Annotated in this window: 13 protein-coding genes; 10 read left to right on the top strand and 3 right to left on the bottom strand. The window is 62.4% G+C overall.

Going from position 1 to position 17,006, the window contains the following annotated elements:
- Positions 1-10 precede the first annotated feature (10 nt).
- The 8 genes from nuoN to dnaE all read left to right on the top strand — a co-directional run bounded on the left by nuoN (position 11) and on the right by dnaE (position 12,394).
- Positions 11-1,450: an NADH-quinone oxidoreductase subunit NuoN gene (nuoN, locus tag C8J33_RS06075; protein WP_110799544.1), complete on the top strand. Its 1,440-nt coding sequence runs from the start codon at positions 11-13 to the stop codon at positions 1,448-1,450.
- Positions 1,447-2,214, top strand: a complete 768-nt coding sequence (locus tag C8J33_RS06070; RefSeq protein ID WP_422037581.1) for a biotin--[acetyl-CoA-carboxylase] ligase — start codon at positions 1,447-1,449, stop codon at positions 2,212-2,214. The genes nuoN and C8J33_RS06070 overlap by 4 nt, the downstream gene beginning before the upstream one ends.
- 19 nt (positions 2,215-2,233) lie before the next feature.
- Entirely contained in the window at positions 2,234-3,904 is a 1,671-nt protein-coding gene (locus tag C8J33_RS06065; protein WP_132663449.1) for a ribonuclease J, read from the top strand.
- Between the two features lie 133 nt (positions 3,905-4,037).
- On the top strand, positions 4,038-4,307 hold the full coding sequence (locus C8J33_RS06060; protein WP_165929742.1) for a DUF1467 family protein: 270 nt from the start codon (positions 4,038-4,040) through the stop codon (positions 4,305-4,307).
- Positions 4,308-5,010: 703 nt separating this feature from the next.
- Positions 5,011-6,339 (top strand): proline--tRNA ligase, encoded by a 1,329-nt coding sequence (gene proS, locus C8J33_RS06055; RefSeq protein WP_132663447.1) that lies wholly within the window; start codon positions 5,011-5,013, stop codon positions 6,337-6,339.
- A 9-nt stretch (positions 6,340-6,348) separates the two neighbouring features.
- Positions 6,349-7,737, top strand: coding sequence for a lipoprotein-releasing ABC transporter permease subunit (locus C8J33_RS06050; RefSeq protein ID WP_245507069.1), 1,389 nt, complete (start codon positions 6,349-6,351; stop codon positions 7,735-7,737).
- Positions 7,738-7,750: 13 nt separating this feature from the next.
- Positions 7,751-8,437, top strand: a complete 687-nt coding sequence (locus tag C8J33_RS06045; RefSeq protein WP_132663446.1) for an ABC transporter ATP-binding protein — start codon at positions 7,751-7,753, stop codon at positions 8,435-8,437.
- A 447-nt stretch (positions 8,438-8,884) separates the two neighbouring features.
- Complete coding sequence (dnaE, locus tag C8J33_RS06040) at positions 8,885-12,394, top strand: DNA polymerase III subunit alpha (protein ID WP_132663445.1); 3,510 nt, start codon at positions 8,885-8,887, stop codon at positions 12,392-12,394.
- 79 nt (positions 12,395-12,473) lie between these two features.
- On the opposite strand, the gene C8J33_RS06035 is transcribed toward dnaE, so the two are convergent.
- From C8J33_RS06035 to C8J33_RS06025, 3 genes are all read right to left on the bottom strand, one after another.
- A complete protein-coding gene (locus tag C8J33_RS06035) occupies positions 12,474-13,709 on the bottom strand; it encodes a L,D-transpeptidase family protein (RefSeq protein WP_422038065.1) in 1,236 nt (411 codons plus the stop codon).
- 177 nt (positions 13,710-13,886) lie between these two features.
- A complete protein-coding gene (locus C8J33_RS06030; RefSeq protein WP_165929741.1) occupies positions 13,887-14,552 on the bottom strand; it encodes a hypothetical protein in 666 nt (221 codons plus the stop codon).
- Entirely contained in the window at positions 14,549-14,824 is a 276-nt protein-coding gene (locus C8J33_RS06025) for a DUF3572 family protein (RefSeq protein ID WP_110732527.1), read from the bottom strand. Before C8J33_RS06025 ends, C8J33_RS06030 begins: the two co-directional genes overlap by 4 nt.
- A gap of 159 nt (positions 14,825-14,983) precedes the next feature.
- Here C8J33_RS06025 and C8J33_RS06020 point away from each other — a divergent pair, with 159 nt between their 5' ends.
- Together C8J33_RS06020 and C8J33_RS06015 are read left to right on the top strand one after the other, a co-directional pair.
- Positions 14,984-15,355 (top strand): response regulator, encoded by a 372-nt coding sequence (locus C8J33_RS06020; protein ID WP_062468369.1) that lies wholly within the window; start codon positions 14,984-14,986, stop codon positions 15,353-15,355.
- 121 nt (positions 15,356-15,476) lie between these two features.
- A complete protein-coding gene (locus C8J33_RS06015) occupies positions 15,477-16,844 on the top strand; it encodes a PleD family two-component system response regulator (RefSeq protein WP_110799538.1) in 1,368 nt (455 codons plus the stop codon).
- Positions 16,845-17,006: the final 162 nt, after the last annotated feature.

The following is a 17,006-nucleotide window of genomic DNA, read 5'->3' as shown; positions in this document are numbered from 1 at the left end:
CGAGAGAAACATGAACGCTGATATTCTGGTCGCTAGTCTCCATCTGTCGCTTCCCGAAGTGACGCTCGCCATCGGTGCGCTCGCGCTCCTGATGATCGGCGTCTTCACGGGCGAACGGTCCTCCGGTCTCGTTACCTGGCTGGCGATTGCGCTCTTGGTGGTTGCGGGCGTTCTGCTGGCGAACACCGGCGACGGCGTCGCGTATAACGGCGCCTTCGTCGCCGATCCCTTCGCCCGCTTCATGAAGATGCTGACGCTGTTTGCATCCATCGTCGCGCTCTTCCTGTCGGCAGGGCAGGCGAAGATCTTCGGTCTTGACCGGTTCGAATATCCTGTCCTCGTGGTTCTCGCGACCCTCGGCATGCTGCTGATGATCTCGGCCAACGACATGATGTCGCTCTACATGGCGCTGGAACTGCAGTCGCTCGCAGCCTATGTCGTTGCCGCCATGAACCGGGACGATCTGCGTTCGACGGAAGCCGGCCTGAAATACTTCGTTCTCGGCGCGCTGTCATCCGGCATGCTGCTCTACGGCATGTCCCTGGTCTACGGCTTCACCGGCCACACCGGCTTCGTGGAAATCGCAGCGGCACTCACCGCTGACGGTCGCTCGCTCGGGCTGGTCTTCGGTCTGGTCTTCGTCCTCGCCGGTGTCGCCTTCAAGATCTCGGCCGTGCCGTTCCACATGTGGACGCCGGACGTTTATGAAGGTGCGCCGACGCCGGTCACGGCCTTCTTCGCCGGCGCCCCGAAGATCGCCGCCATCGCGATGCTGGTCCGCGTCGTCATCACCGCCTTCGAGCCGATCCAGCTCGACTGGCAGCAGATCATCGTCTTCATCTCGATCGCCTCCATGGTGCTCGGCTCGTTTGCCGCCATCGGCCAGAAGAACCTGAAGCGCCTGATGGCTTACTCCTCCATCGGTCACATGGGCTACGCGCTGGTCGGCCTTTCCGCCGGTTCCATGGCCGGCGTGCGCGGCGTCGTTCTTTATATGCTGATCTACATGGTCATGACGCTTGGCACCTTCGCCTGCATCCTCGCGATGCGCCGCAAGGAAGGCCATCACGTCGAGCAGGTGGACGATCTCGCTGGCCTGTCGCAGACGAACCCCTTCATGGCCGTGGTTCTCACGATCCTGATGTTCTCGCTCGCCGGCATCCCACCGCTGGCCGGTTTCTTTGCCAAATATTTCGTGTTCATGGCGGCGATCGAGGCCAAGCTCTATGCGCTTGCTGTCATCGGCGTTCTCGCCTCCGTCGTCGGTGCCTACTACTACCTGCGCGTCATCAAGCTGATGTGGTTCGATGAGCCGGCTGGCGAGTTCGCCCGCCCGTCCGGTTCGCTGAAGCTGGTCTACGGCCTCTCCGGGCTCTTCATCGCTGGCTATGTCATCGTCGGCGGCCCCATCGGTGCGGCGGCTGAGGCCGCTGCCCGGACATTCTTTTGAGCGGCCAGAGCCGGCTCACCCGCATGTCCGTTGACGACTTCCGCCACGTCGCCCTGGACGAGGTGGGCTCCACCAACACCGAGTGCCTTGCGCGTGCGCGTGCGGGCGATCCGGGGAACCTCTGGATCACAGCCGGCCGGCAGACCGATGGTCGCGGCCGGCGTGGTCGTGCCTGGAGTTCGGAACCCGGCAATCTCTATTCCTCGCTGCTCCTGATCGACCCCGCGCCGCTGGAGATGATCCAGTCGCTGCCGCTTGCGGTCGCCCTTGCGGTTCGCGACGCCATGCAAGCCGTCCTGCCCGCGGGCGCACGGGCTGCCGAGATCAAGTGGCCGAACGATATCCTGATCGGCGGGCAAAAGACCTGCGGCATTCTGCTCGAAGGCGAGCGTCTTGCAGATGGGCGTTATGCTCTGGTGATCGGCTGCGGCATTAATGTCGTCAGCGCGCCGGACCACGGTCTTTATCCGCTAACCCATCTGCGCAGCGAAGGGTCGTCCGCTTCGCCGGAGGAACTCTTCGCACATCTTTTCATGACCATGGCCGAAACGCTCGGCATCTGGAATGGCGGTCTCGGGATCGGCGACATCATTGCGCGCTGGCGGCAGCATGCTGTGGGCATCGGTCGCCCCATCACGGTCAACCTTCCGGATCGGTCCATCCATGGACGTTTTGACGACATCGACGGCTCCGGCCAATTAATTCTCACGGATGAAAACGGCATGCGCCGGCACATAGCCGCCGGCGATGTCTTTTTCGGATGAAACAAGGCATAATTCTCTGATGACTGAGAAAAACGAACTGGTTTTCCTGCCGCTCGGCGGCGTAGGTGAAATCGGCATGAACCTCGCACTTTATGGTTACGGCCCTGCGGCCAACCGCGAGTGGATCATGGTCGATTGCGGCGTCACCTTCCCGGGCCCGGATCTTCCGGGTGTGGACCTCGTCCTCCCCGACATCCGCTTCCTGGCCGACAAGCTCAAGAGCCTCAAAGGCATCGTGATCACGCATGCGCATGAGGATCACTACGGCGCGCTGTCCGACCTCTGGCCGGGCCTCAACGTTCCCGTCTATGCCTCGCCCTTCACGGCCGGCATGCTGGAGGCCAAGCGCCAGTACGAGCGAAGCCGCAACGAGGTGCCGATCACCATCTTCAAGCAGGGCGACCGCGTGCAGATCGGCCCGTTCGAGGTTGAGGCCGTCGGCGTCAACCACTCGATCCCCGAGCCGATGGCGCTCGTCATCCGCACCCCGCTCGGCAATCTGGTCCACACCGGCGACTGGAAGATCGACCACGCGCCTTCGCTCGGACCTTTGACGGATGGCGACCGGTTCACCGCTGTCGGTGACGAAGGCGTGCTGGCGCTGATGTGCGATTCGACCAACGCGCTGCGCGATGGCGTCTCGCCCTCCGAGGAGGAAGTGTCCGTAAGCCTTGAAAAGGTCATCCGCGCTGCGGAGGGCCGCGTTGCCATCACGACCTTCTCGTCGAATGTCGGTCGCATCCGTTCGATCGCCAAGGCCGCAGCAGGCGCCGGGCGCGAAGTTCTGCTTATGGGCTCGTCCATGAAGCGCGTGGTGCAGGTCGCCCGCGACGTCGGGCTGATGGAAGGCATTCCGCCGTTCATCAGCGAAGACGAATTCGGCTTCATCCCGCGCGACCGGGTCGTGGTCATCCTCACCGGCAGCCAGGGCGAGCCCCGCGCCGCGCTGGCCAAGATCGCCCGCGACGAGATGCGCAATGTGGCCTTCACCGCCGGCGACACCGTCGTGTTCTCCTCGCGCGCCATTCCCGGCAACGAGAAGGCGATCAGCGAGATCAAGAACGGCCTGATCGAACAGGGCATTCTGATCGTCACGGATAGCGATGCACTCGTGCACGTGTCGGGCCACCCCCGCCGCAACGAATTGAAGCAGATGTACCAGTGGATCCGCCCGAAGCTGCTGGTGCCGGTCCACGGCGAAGCTGCACACCTCGTCGGGCAGATGGAGCTTGCGCTCCAGTCCGGCATCCCGAATGTACCGCGTGTCCGCAACGGCGACATCCTGCGGCTTGCGCCCGGCATGGCGCAGGTCATTGGCGAAGCACCGCACGGCCGCATCTTCAAGGATGGCGGGCTGATCGGTGACTTCCAGGAAATGGGCATCGGCGACCGCCGCAAGCTGTCTTTTGCCGGCCATGTCTCTGTCAATGTCGTGCTCGATGCGCGCTACGACTTCGCCTCCGACCCGATCGTCGTGCCGATCGGTCTGCCCGAGTTCGACGACGAGGGCGAGGACATGAACGACACGCTCTACGACGCGGTTCTCGGCGCGGTCGAGAGCATTCCGCGCGCACGCCGCAAGGATCTTGCCATGGTGCAGGAAGCCGTGCGTCGCGCCATTCGCGGCACGGCCAATGATGTCTGGGGCAAGAAGCCGGTCGTCACCGTCTTCATCAACCGCATGTCCTGATGTCACGCTGTTTTCAGCAAAGAGAAAAGGCCTCCGTCGCTGTCGCGCCGGAGGCCTTTTCATGTGCGTCCGGCTTCCGGCCCGGCCCGGCCCGGCGTATAAGAGCGGTCAGCTCCTCAACCGGGATGTTGCCATGCCGATCTTTTCCGTTTTCGCCATCTACTTCATTATCTGGTGGATGACGCTCTTCATCGTTCTGCCGATCGGTCTGCGCACCCAGGCGGAGGAGAGCGATGTGGTGCCGGGAAGCGTGGAAAGCGCCCCAGCCCGGTTTCGGGCATTGCGCATCTTCGGACTGACGACGATCCTCGCGGCCGTGATCCATGTCGTTTGGTATATCCTCTCCGTTCGCTACGGATACGGGATCGACGCCATCCCGCAATTCGCACCGAAGTTCTATTGAGAACGCGGACGACGGATGAGGGCGGAGTAACCTTATGCAGGTTGAACTATAGTTTTAGTCGATAAGCATTTGCTCAATAGTTTGGCAGATGCTCGAGCGAACACAAGGGTAGGGCCCCTGTATCGGCAGGAAGATGATGCTCGTTGCCCATCCTTATCCGGAACCCATGTCCAAAAGCCAAAAAAAAACAAGGCTAAAAGCCTTGTTTTCTAAGCAATCGCGTGACCCGTAACCGTTACCGGTGGCTGCGTATGACCGCGCCTAAGATCTGATCCTCCCAAGACTTTTCCGCGACGTCGACAAGAATTTAATCTTCCTGCCTGTTTTGTGGGCTGAAACTAACCCAAAACAGCGCAGGTGTCATCAGGTTTTTTTGCATTTATGCTACAGTCCAGCAAAAAATATTCATTGACACGAAGAGGTCATTTGCCGTTACTCGCGCTCCCTTTTCCTGCTTCGATCTGTCGCAGAAAGCGGGCAGGTTGCCTATGCCACAGGCTCTGCGCGCCACTCGGCCCCACACGGGTTTTCATCCCGCCGCGAAGCGTTTAAGACCTCCAGCGTGGATGTTGCGGGATTCGAAAGATCGGATCGCATCGTCCGCCGTTCGTCCATACGGCCCCGCACAAGGCACAGGCCGTAAGCAAACCTCATTTCGCCCGAATCCGTGCTTAAACGGAAGGCGCCACTCCGGAACCCGTTCATGCGTCTGTCCCGCTATTTCATGCCGATCCTGAAGGAAAACCCCAAGGAAGCGGAGATCGTCTCGCATCGCCTGATGCTGCGCGCCGGCATGATCCGCCAGCAGAGCCAAGGCATCTATTCCTGGCTGCCGCTCGGCAAGCGCGTGCTCGACAAGGTCAACGGCATCATCCGCCAGGAACAGAACCGCGCTGGCGCCATCGAGCTCTCTATGCCGACCCTTCAGTCGGCGGAGCTCTGGCAGGAAAGCGGGCGCTACGACGATTACGGTAAGGAAATGCTGCGCATCAAGGACCGCCAGGAGCGCCCGATGCTCTACGGCCCGACCAACGAGGAGATGATCACCGACATCTTCCGCTCGTCGGTCAAGTCCTACAAGAACCTGCCGCTGAACCTCTACCACATCCAGCTGAAGTTCCGCGACGAGATCCGTCCGCGCTTCGGCACCATGCGCTCGCGCGAATTCGTTATGAAGGACGCCTACTCCTTCGACCTGACGAAGGAAGACGCCGAGCACTCCTATCGCAAGATGTTCGCCGCCTACCTCCGGACCTTCTCGCGGCTCGGCCTGCGCGCCATTCCGATGCGGGCCGATACCGGCCCGATCGGCGGCGACCTCAGCCATGAGTTCATCATTCTCGCCGACACCGGCGAGTCCGAAGTGTTCAGCCACCGCGATTTCGTGAACTTCGATATCCCCGCGGAAACGACGGATTTCGATGATGTCGCGGCCCTGCAGGCCGTGTTCGACCAGTGGACGTCGGTCTATGCCGCAACGTCCGAGATGCACGACGAGGCAGCCTTCGATGCCATTCCCGAAGGCGAGCGCCTTTCGGCCCGCGGCATCGAGGTTGGCCACATCTTCTATTTCGGCACCAAATATTCCGAGCCCATGGGCGCCAAGGTTCAGGGCCCCGATGGCAAGGAACATCTGGTCCATATGGGCTCTTACGGCATCGGGCCGACACGCCTCGTGCCGGCGATCATCGAGGCGTCGCATGACGAGAACGGCATCATCTGGCCGGCCTCCGTCGCGCCGTTCGATGCCGTCATCATCAACATGAAGGCTGGCGACGGTCCTTGCGACGCGGCCTGCGAGACGATCTACGCGGCCCTTTCCAAGGCCGGCATCGACACGCTGTACGATGACACCGACGACCGCGCGGGCACCAAGTTCGCAACCGCCGATCTCATCGGCGTGCCCACGCAGATCATCGCCGGACCTCGGGCGGTTGCGGCGGGCGAGGTCGAGCTGAAGGACCGCAAGACCGGTGCGCGTGAGACCATGACCATCGAAGCTGCGATCAACAAGCTGACCGCTGCGAAATAAGGACCAGGCATGAGCGCCGCTTCCACGGACCCGAAACCGGCAAAGGCATCGGCAACGCTGCCCAAGGCCGGACTGAAGACAGCCTCGAAGGGCGCGCCGCCGAAGGAAACGCCTTCGGGCGACAAGTCGGCGAAATCCGCATCCAGCCGCCCGTTCTCGACCTTCGAGCGGCTGGTCGCCTGGCGCTATCTGCGCTCGCGGCGCAAGGAAGCCTTCATCTCCGTCATCGCCGGCTTCTCCTTCATCGGCATCATGCTCGGCGTTGCCACGCTCATCATCGTCATGGCGGTGATGAACGGGTTTCGTACGGAGCTCATCTCCCGCATTCTCGGCATCAACGGCCACATGATCGTGCAGCCGCTGGATGGCCCGCTCGACAACTACGCCGATCTCGCCACGCGCTTCTCCGGTATCAAGGGCGTCACCATGGCAATCCCGATGATCGAGGGCCAGACGCTGGCTTCCGGTCCCGGCGGGGCGGGCACGGGCGCGCTGGTGCGCGGTGTGCGCGCCGACGATCTTCTGAAGATGAAGTCGGTCTCCGATCATCTGAAATCCGGCGACCTCACCGGCTATGCGGCCGGCGGCGGCGTGGCGATCGGCTCGCGCATGGCCGACCAACTCGGCCTGCAGGCCGGCAGCACCATCACGCTGGTCGCACCCGAAGGCGACGTGACGCCGATGGGCGTCAATCCGCGCGTGAAGTCCTATACCGTGTCGGCGATCTTTGAGATCGGCATGTCGGAATATGACGCGTCGATCATCTTCATGCCGCTCGAGGAAGCGCAGCTCTATTTTAACGCCGAAGGCATTGCCCAGTCGATCGAACTGTTCGTGGAGAATCCCGATCTCGTCGACAGCCTGCGCCAGCCGGTGGAAGACGCGGCCCAGAGGCAGGTGCTGATCAGCGACTGGCGCGACCGCAACAAGACCTTCTTCTCCGCGCTTCAGGTCGAGCGCAACGTCATGTTCATGATCCTCACCCTGATCGTGCTGGTGGCGGCGCTCAACATCGTGTCCGGCCTGATCATGCTGGTGAAGGACAAGGGCAGCGACATCGCCATCCTGCGCACCATGGGGGCGTCGTCCGGCGCCGTCATGCGCATCTTCTTCATGACGGGCGCGGCCATCGGCATCGTCGGCACGCTGGCGGGCGTCGCGCTCGGCGTCGTCGTGTGTCTCAATATCGAATCGATCCGCCAGTTCTTCTCCTGGATCTCGGGCACGACGATTTTCAATCCGGAACTCTACTTCCTCAGCCAGCTGCCGGCCGACATGAACCTCGGCGAAACCGTCGCGGTTGTCGGCATGGCCATCGGACTGTCGTTCCTGGCAACCATCTTCCCCGCCTGGCGGGCCTCGCGACTGGATCCCGTCCAGGCGCTGCGTTACGAGTGACAGGAACGATATGATGGCCCCTCGTGTGGCACTAGAGCTTTCCGGCGTCGAGCGCCATTACAGCCAGGGCGAACAGGCGCTCTCGATCCTGAAGGGTGCGGACTTCCGGCTGCTTGGTGGGCAGACGGTGGCGCTGGTCGCGCCGTCTGGCACCGGTAAATCGACGCTGCTGCATCTGGCCGGCCTTCTGGAGCGGCCCGATGCCGGTGAGGTCTCGATCAATGGCCGGGCCTGCGGCTCGCTGAGCGATCCCGAGCGCACGGCCATCCGCCGCAACGAGATCGGCTTCGTCTACCAGTTCCATCACCTGCTGCCGGAATTCACGGCCGTCGAGAACATCATGATGCCGCAACTGATCGCCGGCCTCTCCAAGAAGGAAGCGCGCGAACGCGCCTCGGCTTTGCTCGATTACATGCGCATCGGTCACCGCGCCGAACACCGGCCGTCCGAACTGTCGGGCGGCGAGCAGCAACGTGTGGCCATCGCCCGCGCCGTCGCCAACGCGCCCTTCGTGCTTCTGGCCGACGAGCCCACCGGCAATCTCGACCCCGAGACGGCCGGCTATGTCTTCGAAGCACTGAAGGCTCTGGTCAAGCAATCCGGCCTCGCCGCGATGATCGCCACGCACAATTATGATCTGGCGTCCAAGATGGACCGCCGCATCACGCTCCAGAACGGCAAGGTCGTCGAACTCGCCTGACGCCTGGCGTTATCGCCTCTGATCCTCTTCCTGAACGACTGGCGCGTACGGCCCCGGCGCGACGCGCTTGGGCGCGTCGCGGGAACCTTCGTCGCATCACCACGCAATCATCCAGGGCAGGTGTCGCGCAGCGGCAATGCCAGGATGCACCCGTTATCTCATCGAAAATTGTTAACCACCCATCAGATTCAGAGCTTGAAACGGGAACAAAAATAGAACATAAAATGAACAGAACCAAAAGGAGCACGCCATGTCCGACTTCCTTCGTGATCTCGCCGCACTGACCTCCATTGCCATGTTCATTGCCAGCTTCTCCATTCTTCTTCTCGGTCTCTGAAGCGGCACGGGTCTCTCTCGGCAAGTTCCGGGGGAGAAACGCGACGCCGTTGTCGCTTCGCCAGCCTGAAGAGCGTATGCTTTCATCTCATGCGAGAGTCGGAGTGAGCTATGGCGGATGCGGGCGTAAGCTTTGCGGGCGGTACGGGCAATGGCGATAAGCCGGCGCCGCAGTTCGTCCATTTGAGAACGCATTCGGCGTTCTCGCTCCTCGAAGGCGCCCTGCCGATCAAGAAGATCATCGGCAAGGCCGTATCCGATGCTCAGCCGGCTATCGGCATCGCCGACACAAACAATCTGTTCGCGGCGCTGGAATTTTCTCTGAAATGCATGGACGACGGAATCCAGCCGCTGATCGGCTGCCAACTGTCGCTCGACATGGAGGATGAGGTCGAGGGTGAGAAGCGGGGGCATGCCCAGCACCTCGCCAAGCTTCCGGCCATCGTGCTGATCGCCGCGACGGATGCTGGTTATGTCAATCTCGTCGATCTCGTCAGCCGCGCCTATCTGGGCGGGGAGGGCAACCAGAGCGTCCGTATCTGCCTGTCCTGGCTGAAGGAGATCGGGACAGACGGCCTGATCGCTCTGACGGGGGCATCCGGTGGGCCGATCGACATCGCGATCCGCTCGGGTCACACGGCGCTTGGCGAGGCGCGGGCGCGCTGCCTGATGGAGCTTTTCGGTGATCGGCTTTATGTCGAACTGCAGCGCCACGGGCGCTACGACAAGCGGCACGAGAACCGGATGATCGATCTCGCCTACCGGCTGGAACTGCCGCTGGTCGCGACCAACGAACCTTTTTTCCCGACGCCCGGCGACTATGATGCGCATGACGCCCTGATGGCGGTGGCGCACAATGCCATGGTGTCGGACGATACCCGCTTCCGCCTGACGCCCGACCACTACCTCAAGAGCCGGCAGGAAATGGCGAAGCTTTTCGCCGATCTGCCGGAGGCGCTCGACAACACGATCGAAGTCGCGCGGCGCTGCACCTTCGTGCTGAAGACGCGTGCTCCGATCCTGCCGCGCTTCACCGGCGCCTCCGACGATCCGGCGGAGGCCGAGCGGGCGGAATCGCTCGAACTGCGCCGTCAGGCCATCGAAGGGCTGGACGAGCGGATGCAGAAGCTCGGTTTGTCCCCCGGCTATAGCGAGACGGACTATCGCGAGCGGCTGGATTTCGAACTCGGCGTCATCGAGCGCATGAAGTTTCCGGGCTACTTCCTCATCGTTGCCGACTTCATCAAGTGGGCGAAGCTGCAGGACATCCCGGTCGGTCCCGGCCGCGGTTCGGGCGCGGGCTCGCTCGTCGCCTATGCGCTGACGATCACCGACGTCGATCCCCTGCGCTTCTCGCTGCTGTTCGAACGCTTCCTCAATCCGGAACGCGTGTCGATGCCCGACTTCGATATCGACTTCTGCCAGGACCGTCGCGAAGAGGTCATCCGCTACGTGCAGGCCAAGTACGGCCGCGAGCAGGTGGCGCAGATCATCACGTTCGGATCGCTGCAGGCACGCGCCGCACTTCGCGACGTCGGCCGCGTGCTGGAAATGCCTTACGGTCAGGTCGACAAGATCTGCAAGATGGTGCCGAACAATCCGGCCAACCCGGTGACGCTCGCCAAGGCGATCGAGGACGAGCCGCGCTTTCAGGAAGAGGTCGACAAGGAGCCGGTGATCGGCCGCCTGCTTGACATCGCCCAGAAGATCGAGGGGCTTTACCGCCACGCATCGACCCATGCCGCCGGCATCGTCATCGGCGACCGGCCGCTATCGAAGCTGGTGCCGATGTATCGCGATCCACGCTCCGACATGCCGGTGACGCAGTTCAACATGAAATGGGTCGAGCAGGCCGGCCTCGTCAAGTTCGACTTTCTCGGCCTGAAGACGCTCACCGTTCTGAAGACGGCGGTGGACTTCATCGCCAAGCGCGACATCCATGTGGCGCTGGAAGCGCTGCCGCTCGACGACGCCAAGACTTACGAGATGCTCTCCAGGGGTGACACGGTCGGCGTGTTCCAGGTGGAAAGTGCCGGTATGCGCAAGGCGCTGATCGGCATGCGGCCCGACTGCATCGAGGATATCATCGCCCTCGTCGCGCTCTATCGTCCGGGCCCGATGGAGAACATCCCCGTCTACAATGCGCGAAAGCATGGCGAGGAGGAGATCGAATCGATCCATCCGACCATCGACTACCTGCTGAAGGAAACGCAGGGCGTCATCGTCTACCAGGAACAGGTGATGCAGATCGCCCAGGTCCTCTCCGGCTACTCGCTCGGCGAGGCCGATCTTCTGCGCCGCGCCATGGGCAAGAAGATCAAGGCGGAGATGGACATGCAGCGCGCGCGCTTCGTGGACGGCGCCGTCAAGAACGGCGTATCGAAGCCGCAGGCCGACATGATCTTCGACCTGCTGGCCAAGTTCGCCAATTACGGCTTCAACAAGAGCCATGCGGCGGCCTATGCCATCGTCTCCTACCAGACGGCCTATCTGAAGGCGCATTATCCGGTCGAGTTCCTGGCAGCTTCCATGACGCTCGACATGGCGAATACCGAGAAGCTGGTCGATTTCCGCCAGGATGCCGGCCGGCTCGGCATCACCGTGGTTCCCCCCTCGGTGCAGACCTCGTTCCGCCGCTTCGAGACGGGCGACAATCGTATCTTCTATTCGCTCTCGGCGCTGAAGGGTGTCGGTGAGGCGGCCGTCGAGCATATCGTGGCAGTGCGGGGCGACACGCCCTTTGCGAGCCTTGAGGATTTCTGCCTGCGCATCGATCCGAAGCTATTGAACCGCCGCGTGTTCGAGAGCCTGATCTGCGCCGGCGCCTTCGATGGATTCGGCTATGACCGGGCCGCGCTGGTCGCGGGTCTGGACCGGATTCTGGGGTTTGCCCAGTTCGCCAACGAGAACAGGCTCAAGGGTCAGCACGACATGTTCGGCGCAGGTGCCGCGACGGGACCGGAAAAGATCGGCCTGCCGGATTTCACGCCATGGCTGGCGTCCGAAAAGCTGCAGCGTGAGTTCCAAGTCCTCGGCTTCTACCTCTCGGCCCATCCGCTCGACACCTATAACGACCTGCTGGCGAAGATCCGGTGCCAGACCTTCGCCGACTTCGCTCTGTCGGTGAAGAAGGGCAATACCGCCGGACGTCTGGCCGGCACCGTCACGTCCAAGCAGGAGCGCAAGACGCGCACCGGCAACAAGATGGGCATCGTCACCTTTTCCGATTCGTCCGGCCAGTTCGAAGCCGTTCTCTTTTCGGAAATGCTGCAGCAATATCGCGATCTGCTGGAGCCCGGAAAGTCTCTGGTGCTGACCGTTCAGGCAGAGGAGCGCCCGGAGGGGATCGGCCTGCGGATCCAGACGCTGCAATCGCTGGAGGAGCGCTCGTTCCAGATGCAGAAAGCACTGCGAGTCTATGTCCGCGACAGCGGCCCACTGCGCTCCGTTGCCACGCATCTGAACACGAAGGGCGACGGGCAGGTGTCCTTCATCATCGTCAAGGACAATGGTCAGCGCGAGATCGAAGTGGAACTGGGCGATAAGTACCGCATCTCAGCCGAGATCGCGGCGGCCTTGAGGACGGCCCCCGGCGTGATCGATGTCGAGCTGATCTCGTAGGGTCTTACCGACCTAACGGGTTCGCTCGGGGAAGAAGGCCTGCTCTACACCGTGCGTGTATCGGGAAGGGACGTTCGCTTCACCCCTTCGCGGGATGCGTGATCGTCACGAAGTCTGTGCCGCGGCCGGTTTCCGGGCCGAGGCCCATGTCGGAGACGGTGAGGGATGAGCCGGGCGCGAGGACGTCCTCGACCTGCTCGCGCAGCTCCGCCGTCATCTGGATGCGATCGAGCACGCGCGTCGCTGCGTTGTAGGCGAGCGCATCATCGTCCAGGGTGATCCCGAGCCGGGTCTTCATGGACTTGGGGATGACGTTGTCGAGAGACAGCGAGAACCAGTTGCCCTTTCCCGTCGTCGCATCGATATCCTGAAACTGGTAGAAATGCGCACCGAGCGCGATCTCCGGCTCCGTGATCGTCACCGGCGCTTCGAAAAGTGGCGTGAAATCCCGGCGAACCAGAAGCTGCCCGTTGGCCGGTGGCGGCAGATTGGCTTTCTTGAAGAGCGCGTCCACCAGCTCCGGCGTTACCCGACCCTTGGGCTCGCGGCCTTCTGCCAGTTCGAAGGCGCGGATGGCGGCGATGGATCGGCTGCCCAGCGCGCCATCCGGCACGCCGGCATCGTAGCCGAGACCGTTCAGCGCCACTTGCACATCGAGGTTGAGCTCTCGCGCACCGCGGCGGGTGATCAGGATGCGAATCGGCTCTCGATCGTCATCGGCGCGTGCGACGGGTGCCGTTGGGGCTGTGACGGCCGGCTCGCTCATCGCCACTTCAACATTGCCGCTCGGGATTTGGGACATGGCGGGACGCAGCGTCGCATCCGAGAGCAATTGCGGTTCCGGCTCGGAAGGCTGGAAGAGAAAGCTGTGCGACACCGGCTGTGGCGCGATCTGGCGATCGGAAATCACGACGTGCAATCCGCGCTCCGTCATCTTGTAGAGCGACTTTGCAAAGGCATTCGGCAGCCGCACGCAGCCATGGGACGCGGGGTAGGAGGGCACGCTGTTGGAGGCATGAAGCGCGATGCCGGACCATGTCAGCCGCTGCATGAACGGCATGGGTGCGTTCGAATAGATATTCGATTCGTGATAGCGGCGCTTTTCGAGAATGGAGAAGATACCCGTCGGCGTCTCATGGCCGCGCTTGCCGGAGGAGACCTTCGAGGTGGCGACCACCGTGTCGCCATCATAGACGACCAGAGACTGTTTGTCCTTGGACACTACGATCTGTAGCGGCGAGGTTCCATCGGCGGCGACCGCCGTCGTGCTGGCGAGAGCGAGCAACAGAAGCCCGAGTCCGAGAGTAGAACGCAAAACCATCGACACCATCCGGATCATTCGAACAGGGTGAAGGCTACGGAAAGAGATTTAAGGAAGCTTTGCCGGCTGGTGCGGAATGAAACATCGAAACCGGTATTCCGATCACCAAAACGTGAACCCTGTGGAAAACATCCGAAGGCAAAGGGAGTGCTGTTCAGCCGCGCGATGCCCTCAGCGCAGGAAATGTTGTCGGATGATCCGGGCGGCGTCATCCCAGTTCTCGGCGCTCTCGATGCCCTGGGTCGGTGCGGGTGCCATCGCCAGAAATTCCGCATTGGCCATCAGCCGGATCAACAGGCAATCCGGCGCGTGCTCGCGCACGGATTCCAGATTGCGCAGAATGTCGTCGATGAAGGCCACGGGGACATCGCGCGCGTCATGAAGCTGCTTGACGACGGGACCCTTGGGCGCCTCGGTCGCCAGCAGTGGATAGGCCGAGAGCCCGTGCCGGTCGAGCAGCCGCCGGCGCACCTCCGTGTGGCGGGGCGGCATGGCCGTGAGGAATACGATGTCGGCTTCGCTCGAGAGATCGGCGAGCGTCTCGGCCACCTGCGAAGCGGGCGTCTGCCATACGTCCTGCGTCAGGAAGAAGTCCTCCAGCAACGTCGGCACCATCGCGTCCGGCACGGGTTCGCCGGTCTCCAGCTGCACGATGTTGCCATGCAGGCGGAACGACCTCGGCAAAAGCTCCCGTCCGCCGGATTTCAGAAAATTCTGAAACGGCGTCACGAATTCGAGGACCACCTCGTCGATATCGCAGACGATCAGCGGCCGGTCGTTCAGCTCTATGTGGTCGAAGCAGAGAGTGGTCTGCGGATCGATGGTCTTACTGGTCATGCGCTGCCCGTATCGCCGCGAAAGCCGGAGAGGGCCGCATGCGCGCGCGCCACCGTTTCCGGCTTCGTTCCCGTGGCCTCGCAGAACTGCATCAGCGTCGGCTCGTGATCCATGACAAAATCGAGCAGCCCGGCCATGAAGCCGGGATCGCCAACGGCGCCGCGCAGGCCGGTCGGGTCGGTGCCCGTCAGCGCCAGAAAGCGGCCGAGAAGCTCGGGCTCGCTCGCAAGCCAGCCGAGCACGGCAATGGCGGTCTCATCCGCTGTCGTCACTGTTTTCACCCTATTCCGCAACACGTCGGCTTTTCTGGCCTATGATTACCTTTTTTTCAACCAAATAGGCCTAACTCTTCACCAGTCATGCGCGAATGCTCGTCTTGCAGCTGGCGGAATGACCCCCGGCCACGGCCGTACACGCGGGAAGGTTCTGATATGCCGAAACAGGTAATGATCGTCGAGGACAACGAGCTGAACATGAAGCTCTTCCGCGACCTGATCGAGGCATCGGGCTACACGACCATCCAGACCCGAAACGGACTGGAGGCACTGGACCTTGCGCGCAAGCACCGGCCCGACCTGATCCTCATGGACATCCAGCTGCCGGAAGTCTCCGGCCTCGAGGTGACCAAATGGCTGAAGGAAGACGACGAACTCCACGTCATCCCCGTCATCGCCGTCACGGCCTTCGCCATGAAGGGCGACGAAGAGCGGATCCGGCAGGGTGGCTGCGAGGCCTATGTCTCCAAGCCGATTTCCGTGCCGAAATTCATCGAGACCATCAAGACCTATCTTGGCGATGGTTGACCGACATTTGCGATTGCCGCGACGCAGCCGCCATGATGGTGTGCTCGAGTGATCATGTAACCCCTCGCACCGGGCGATTCGGGCCCAGCAGGGCGAAGGGCGATAGGACAGGACGGACCGCATGACCGCACGCATTCTCGTCGTCGACGACATACCGGCAAACGTCAAACTGCTGGAGGCGAGGCTCGTCGCGGAATATTTCGACGTCCTCACGGCCTCCGACGGCTATCAGGCGCTCGCCATCTGCGACAGCCGCCCTGTCGATATCATCCTCCTCGACATCATGATGCCCGGCATCGACGGCTTCGAGGTCTGCGAGCGGTTGAAGGCGAACCCGAAGACGGCGCATATTCCGGTCGTCATGGTCACCGCGCTCGACCAGCCGTCCGACCGGGTGCGCGGCCTGAAGGCCGGCGCCGACGATTTCCTGACCAAGCCCGTCAACGATCTGCAGCTGATGTCGCGGGTCAAAAGCCTCGTCCGCTTGAAGAACGTCAGCGACGAACTGCGCCTGCGCGCCGAAACGGCAAAGAGCGTCGGCTTCGAGGATCTTTCGAACGCCGAACGCCCCGACGAACCGGGCAACATCCTGCTCGTGGACGCCCGTGCCAGCTCGCAGGACCGCATCGCCCGCGCCCTCAAGCCCGTGGCCGGCCTGACGATCATGAGCGACCCGCAGGCAGCCCTGTTCGAAGCGGCGGAGCAGCCCTTCGACCTCGTCATCGTCAATGCGAATTTCGACGACTACGACCCGCTGCGGCTCTGCTCGCAGCTGCGCTCGCTGGAACGGACGCGCTATATCCCGATTCTTCTGGTGGCCGAGCAGGGGGCCGAAGATCTCGTGGTGCGCGCGCTCGATCTCGGCGTGACCGACTACATCATGCGGCCGATCGATCCGAACGAATTGATCGCGCGCTCGCTCACGCAGATCCGCCGCAAGCAGTGCAATGATCGCCTGCGCCTCAGCGTCCACCAGACCATCGAACTGGCCATCACCGATGGCCTCACGGGGCTTCACAACCGCCGCTACCTCGACAATCACCTCAAGCTTCTGATCGAACGTGCCATGAAGCGCGGCCGCAGCCTGTCGATCTGCGTCACGGATATCGACCGCTTCAAGATCGTCAACGACACGCATGGCCATGATGCGGGAGACGAGGTGCTACGCGAATTTGCCCGACGTCTTCGCAGCACCGTCCGCGGCGCCGATCTCGCCTGCCGATTCGGCGGCGAGGAATTCGTGCTGGTCATGCCGGACACGGATGCAGCCACCGCAAGCACCATTGCCGAGCGCCTTCGCGCGAGCATCGAGACGACGCCCTTCCTGTTGCAGGATCGGAGCAAAGAGTTGACGATCACGGCGTCCATGGGGATTGCGATGCTCGACCCGGCCGGCGAAACAGCCGACAGCTTCCTCAAGCGTGCGGATACGGCGCTCTACCAGGCCAAGCGCAACGGACGAAACCAGGTGGTGGGTGCCGCAGCCTGAGTCCCTTTGCCAGCGAATCGCAGATAGGGGACGTGGGCCGTCGCGGAATTGACATCAAGGCGTGCAACAGTGCCTCATCACGCGCTTGTGCAGTCATGCTGTGATATCTGGCAACTTACGGCAGAAAAGCGCCGCAATTTCTCCCGAATCGGGCTGCACGTC

The sequence above is a fragment of the Rhizobium sp. PP-CC-3G-465 genome (assembly GCF_004343445.1).
Taxonomy (GTDB): domain Bacteria; phylum Pseudomonadota; class Alphaproteobacteria; order Rhizobiales; family Rhizobiaceae; genus Ferranicluibacter; species Ferranicluibacter rubi.
This window is presented reverse-complemented; position numbering and strand designations above follow the sequence as displayed.

Bases quoted from the DNA above. Each gene is read 5' to 3' on its own strand.
- nuoN (WP_110799544.1), top strand. From the start codon at position 11: ATGAACGCTGATATTCTGGTCGCTAGTCTCCATCTGTCGCTTCCCGAA.
- C8J33_RS06065 (WP_132663449.1), top strand. From the start codon at position 2,234: ATGACTGAGAAAAACGAACTGGTTTTCCTGCCGCTCGGCGGCGTAGGT.
- C8J33_RS06060 (WP_165929742.1), top strand. From the start codon at position 4,038: ATGCCGATCTTTTCCGTTTTCGCCATCTACTTCATTATCTGGTGGATG.
- proS (WP_132663447.1), top strand. From the start codon at position 5,011: ATGCGTCTGTCCCGCTATTTCATGCCGATCCTGAAGGAAAACCCCAAG.
- C8J33_RS06050 (WP_245507069.1), top strand. From the start codon at position 6,349: ATGAGCGCCGCTTCCACGGACCCGAAACCGGCAAAGGCATCGGCAACG.
- C8J33_RS06045 (WP_132663446.1), top strand. From the start codon at position 7,751: ATGGCCCCTCGTGTGGCACTAGAGCTTTCCGGCGTCGAGCGCCATTAC.
- dnaE (WP_132663445.1), top strand. From the start codon at position 8,885: ATGGCGGATGCGGGCGTAAGCTTTGCGGGCGGTACGGGCAATGGCGAT.
- C8J33_RS06030 (WP_165929741.1), bottom strand. From the start codon at position 14,552: ATGACCAGTAAGACCATCGATCCGCAGACCACTCTCTGCTTCGACCAC.
- C8J33_RS06020 (WP_062468369.1), top strand. From the start codon at position 14,984: ATGCCGAAACAGGTAATGATCGTCGAGGACAACGAGCTGAACATGAAG.
- C8J33_RS06015 (WP_110799538.1), top strand. From the start codon at position 15,477: ATGACCGCACGCATTCTCGTCGTCGACGACATACCGGCAAACGTCAAA.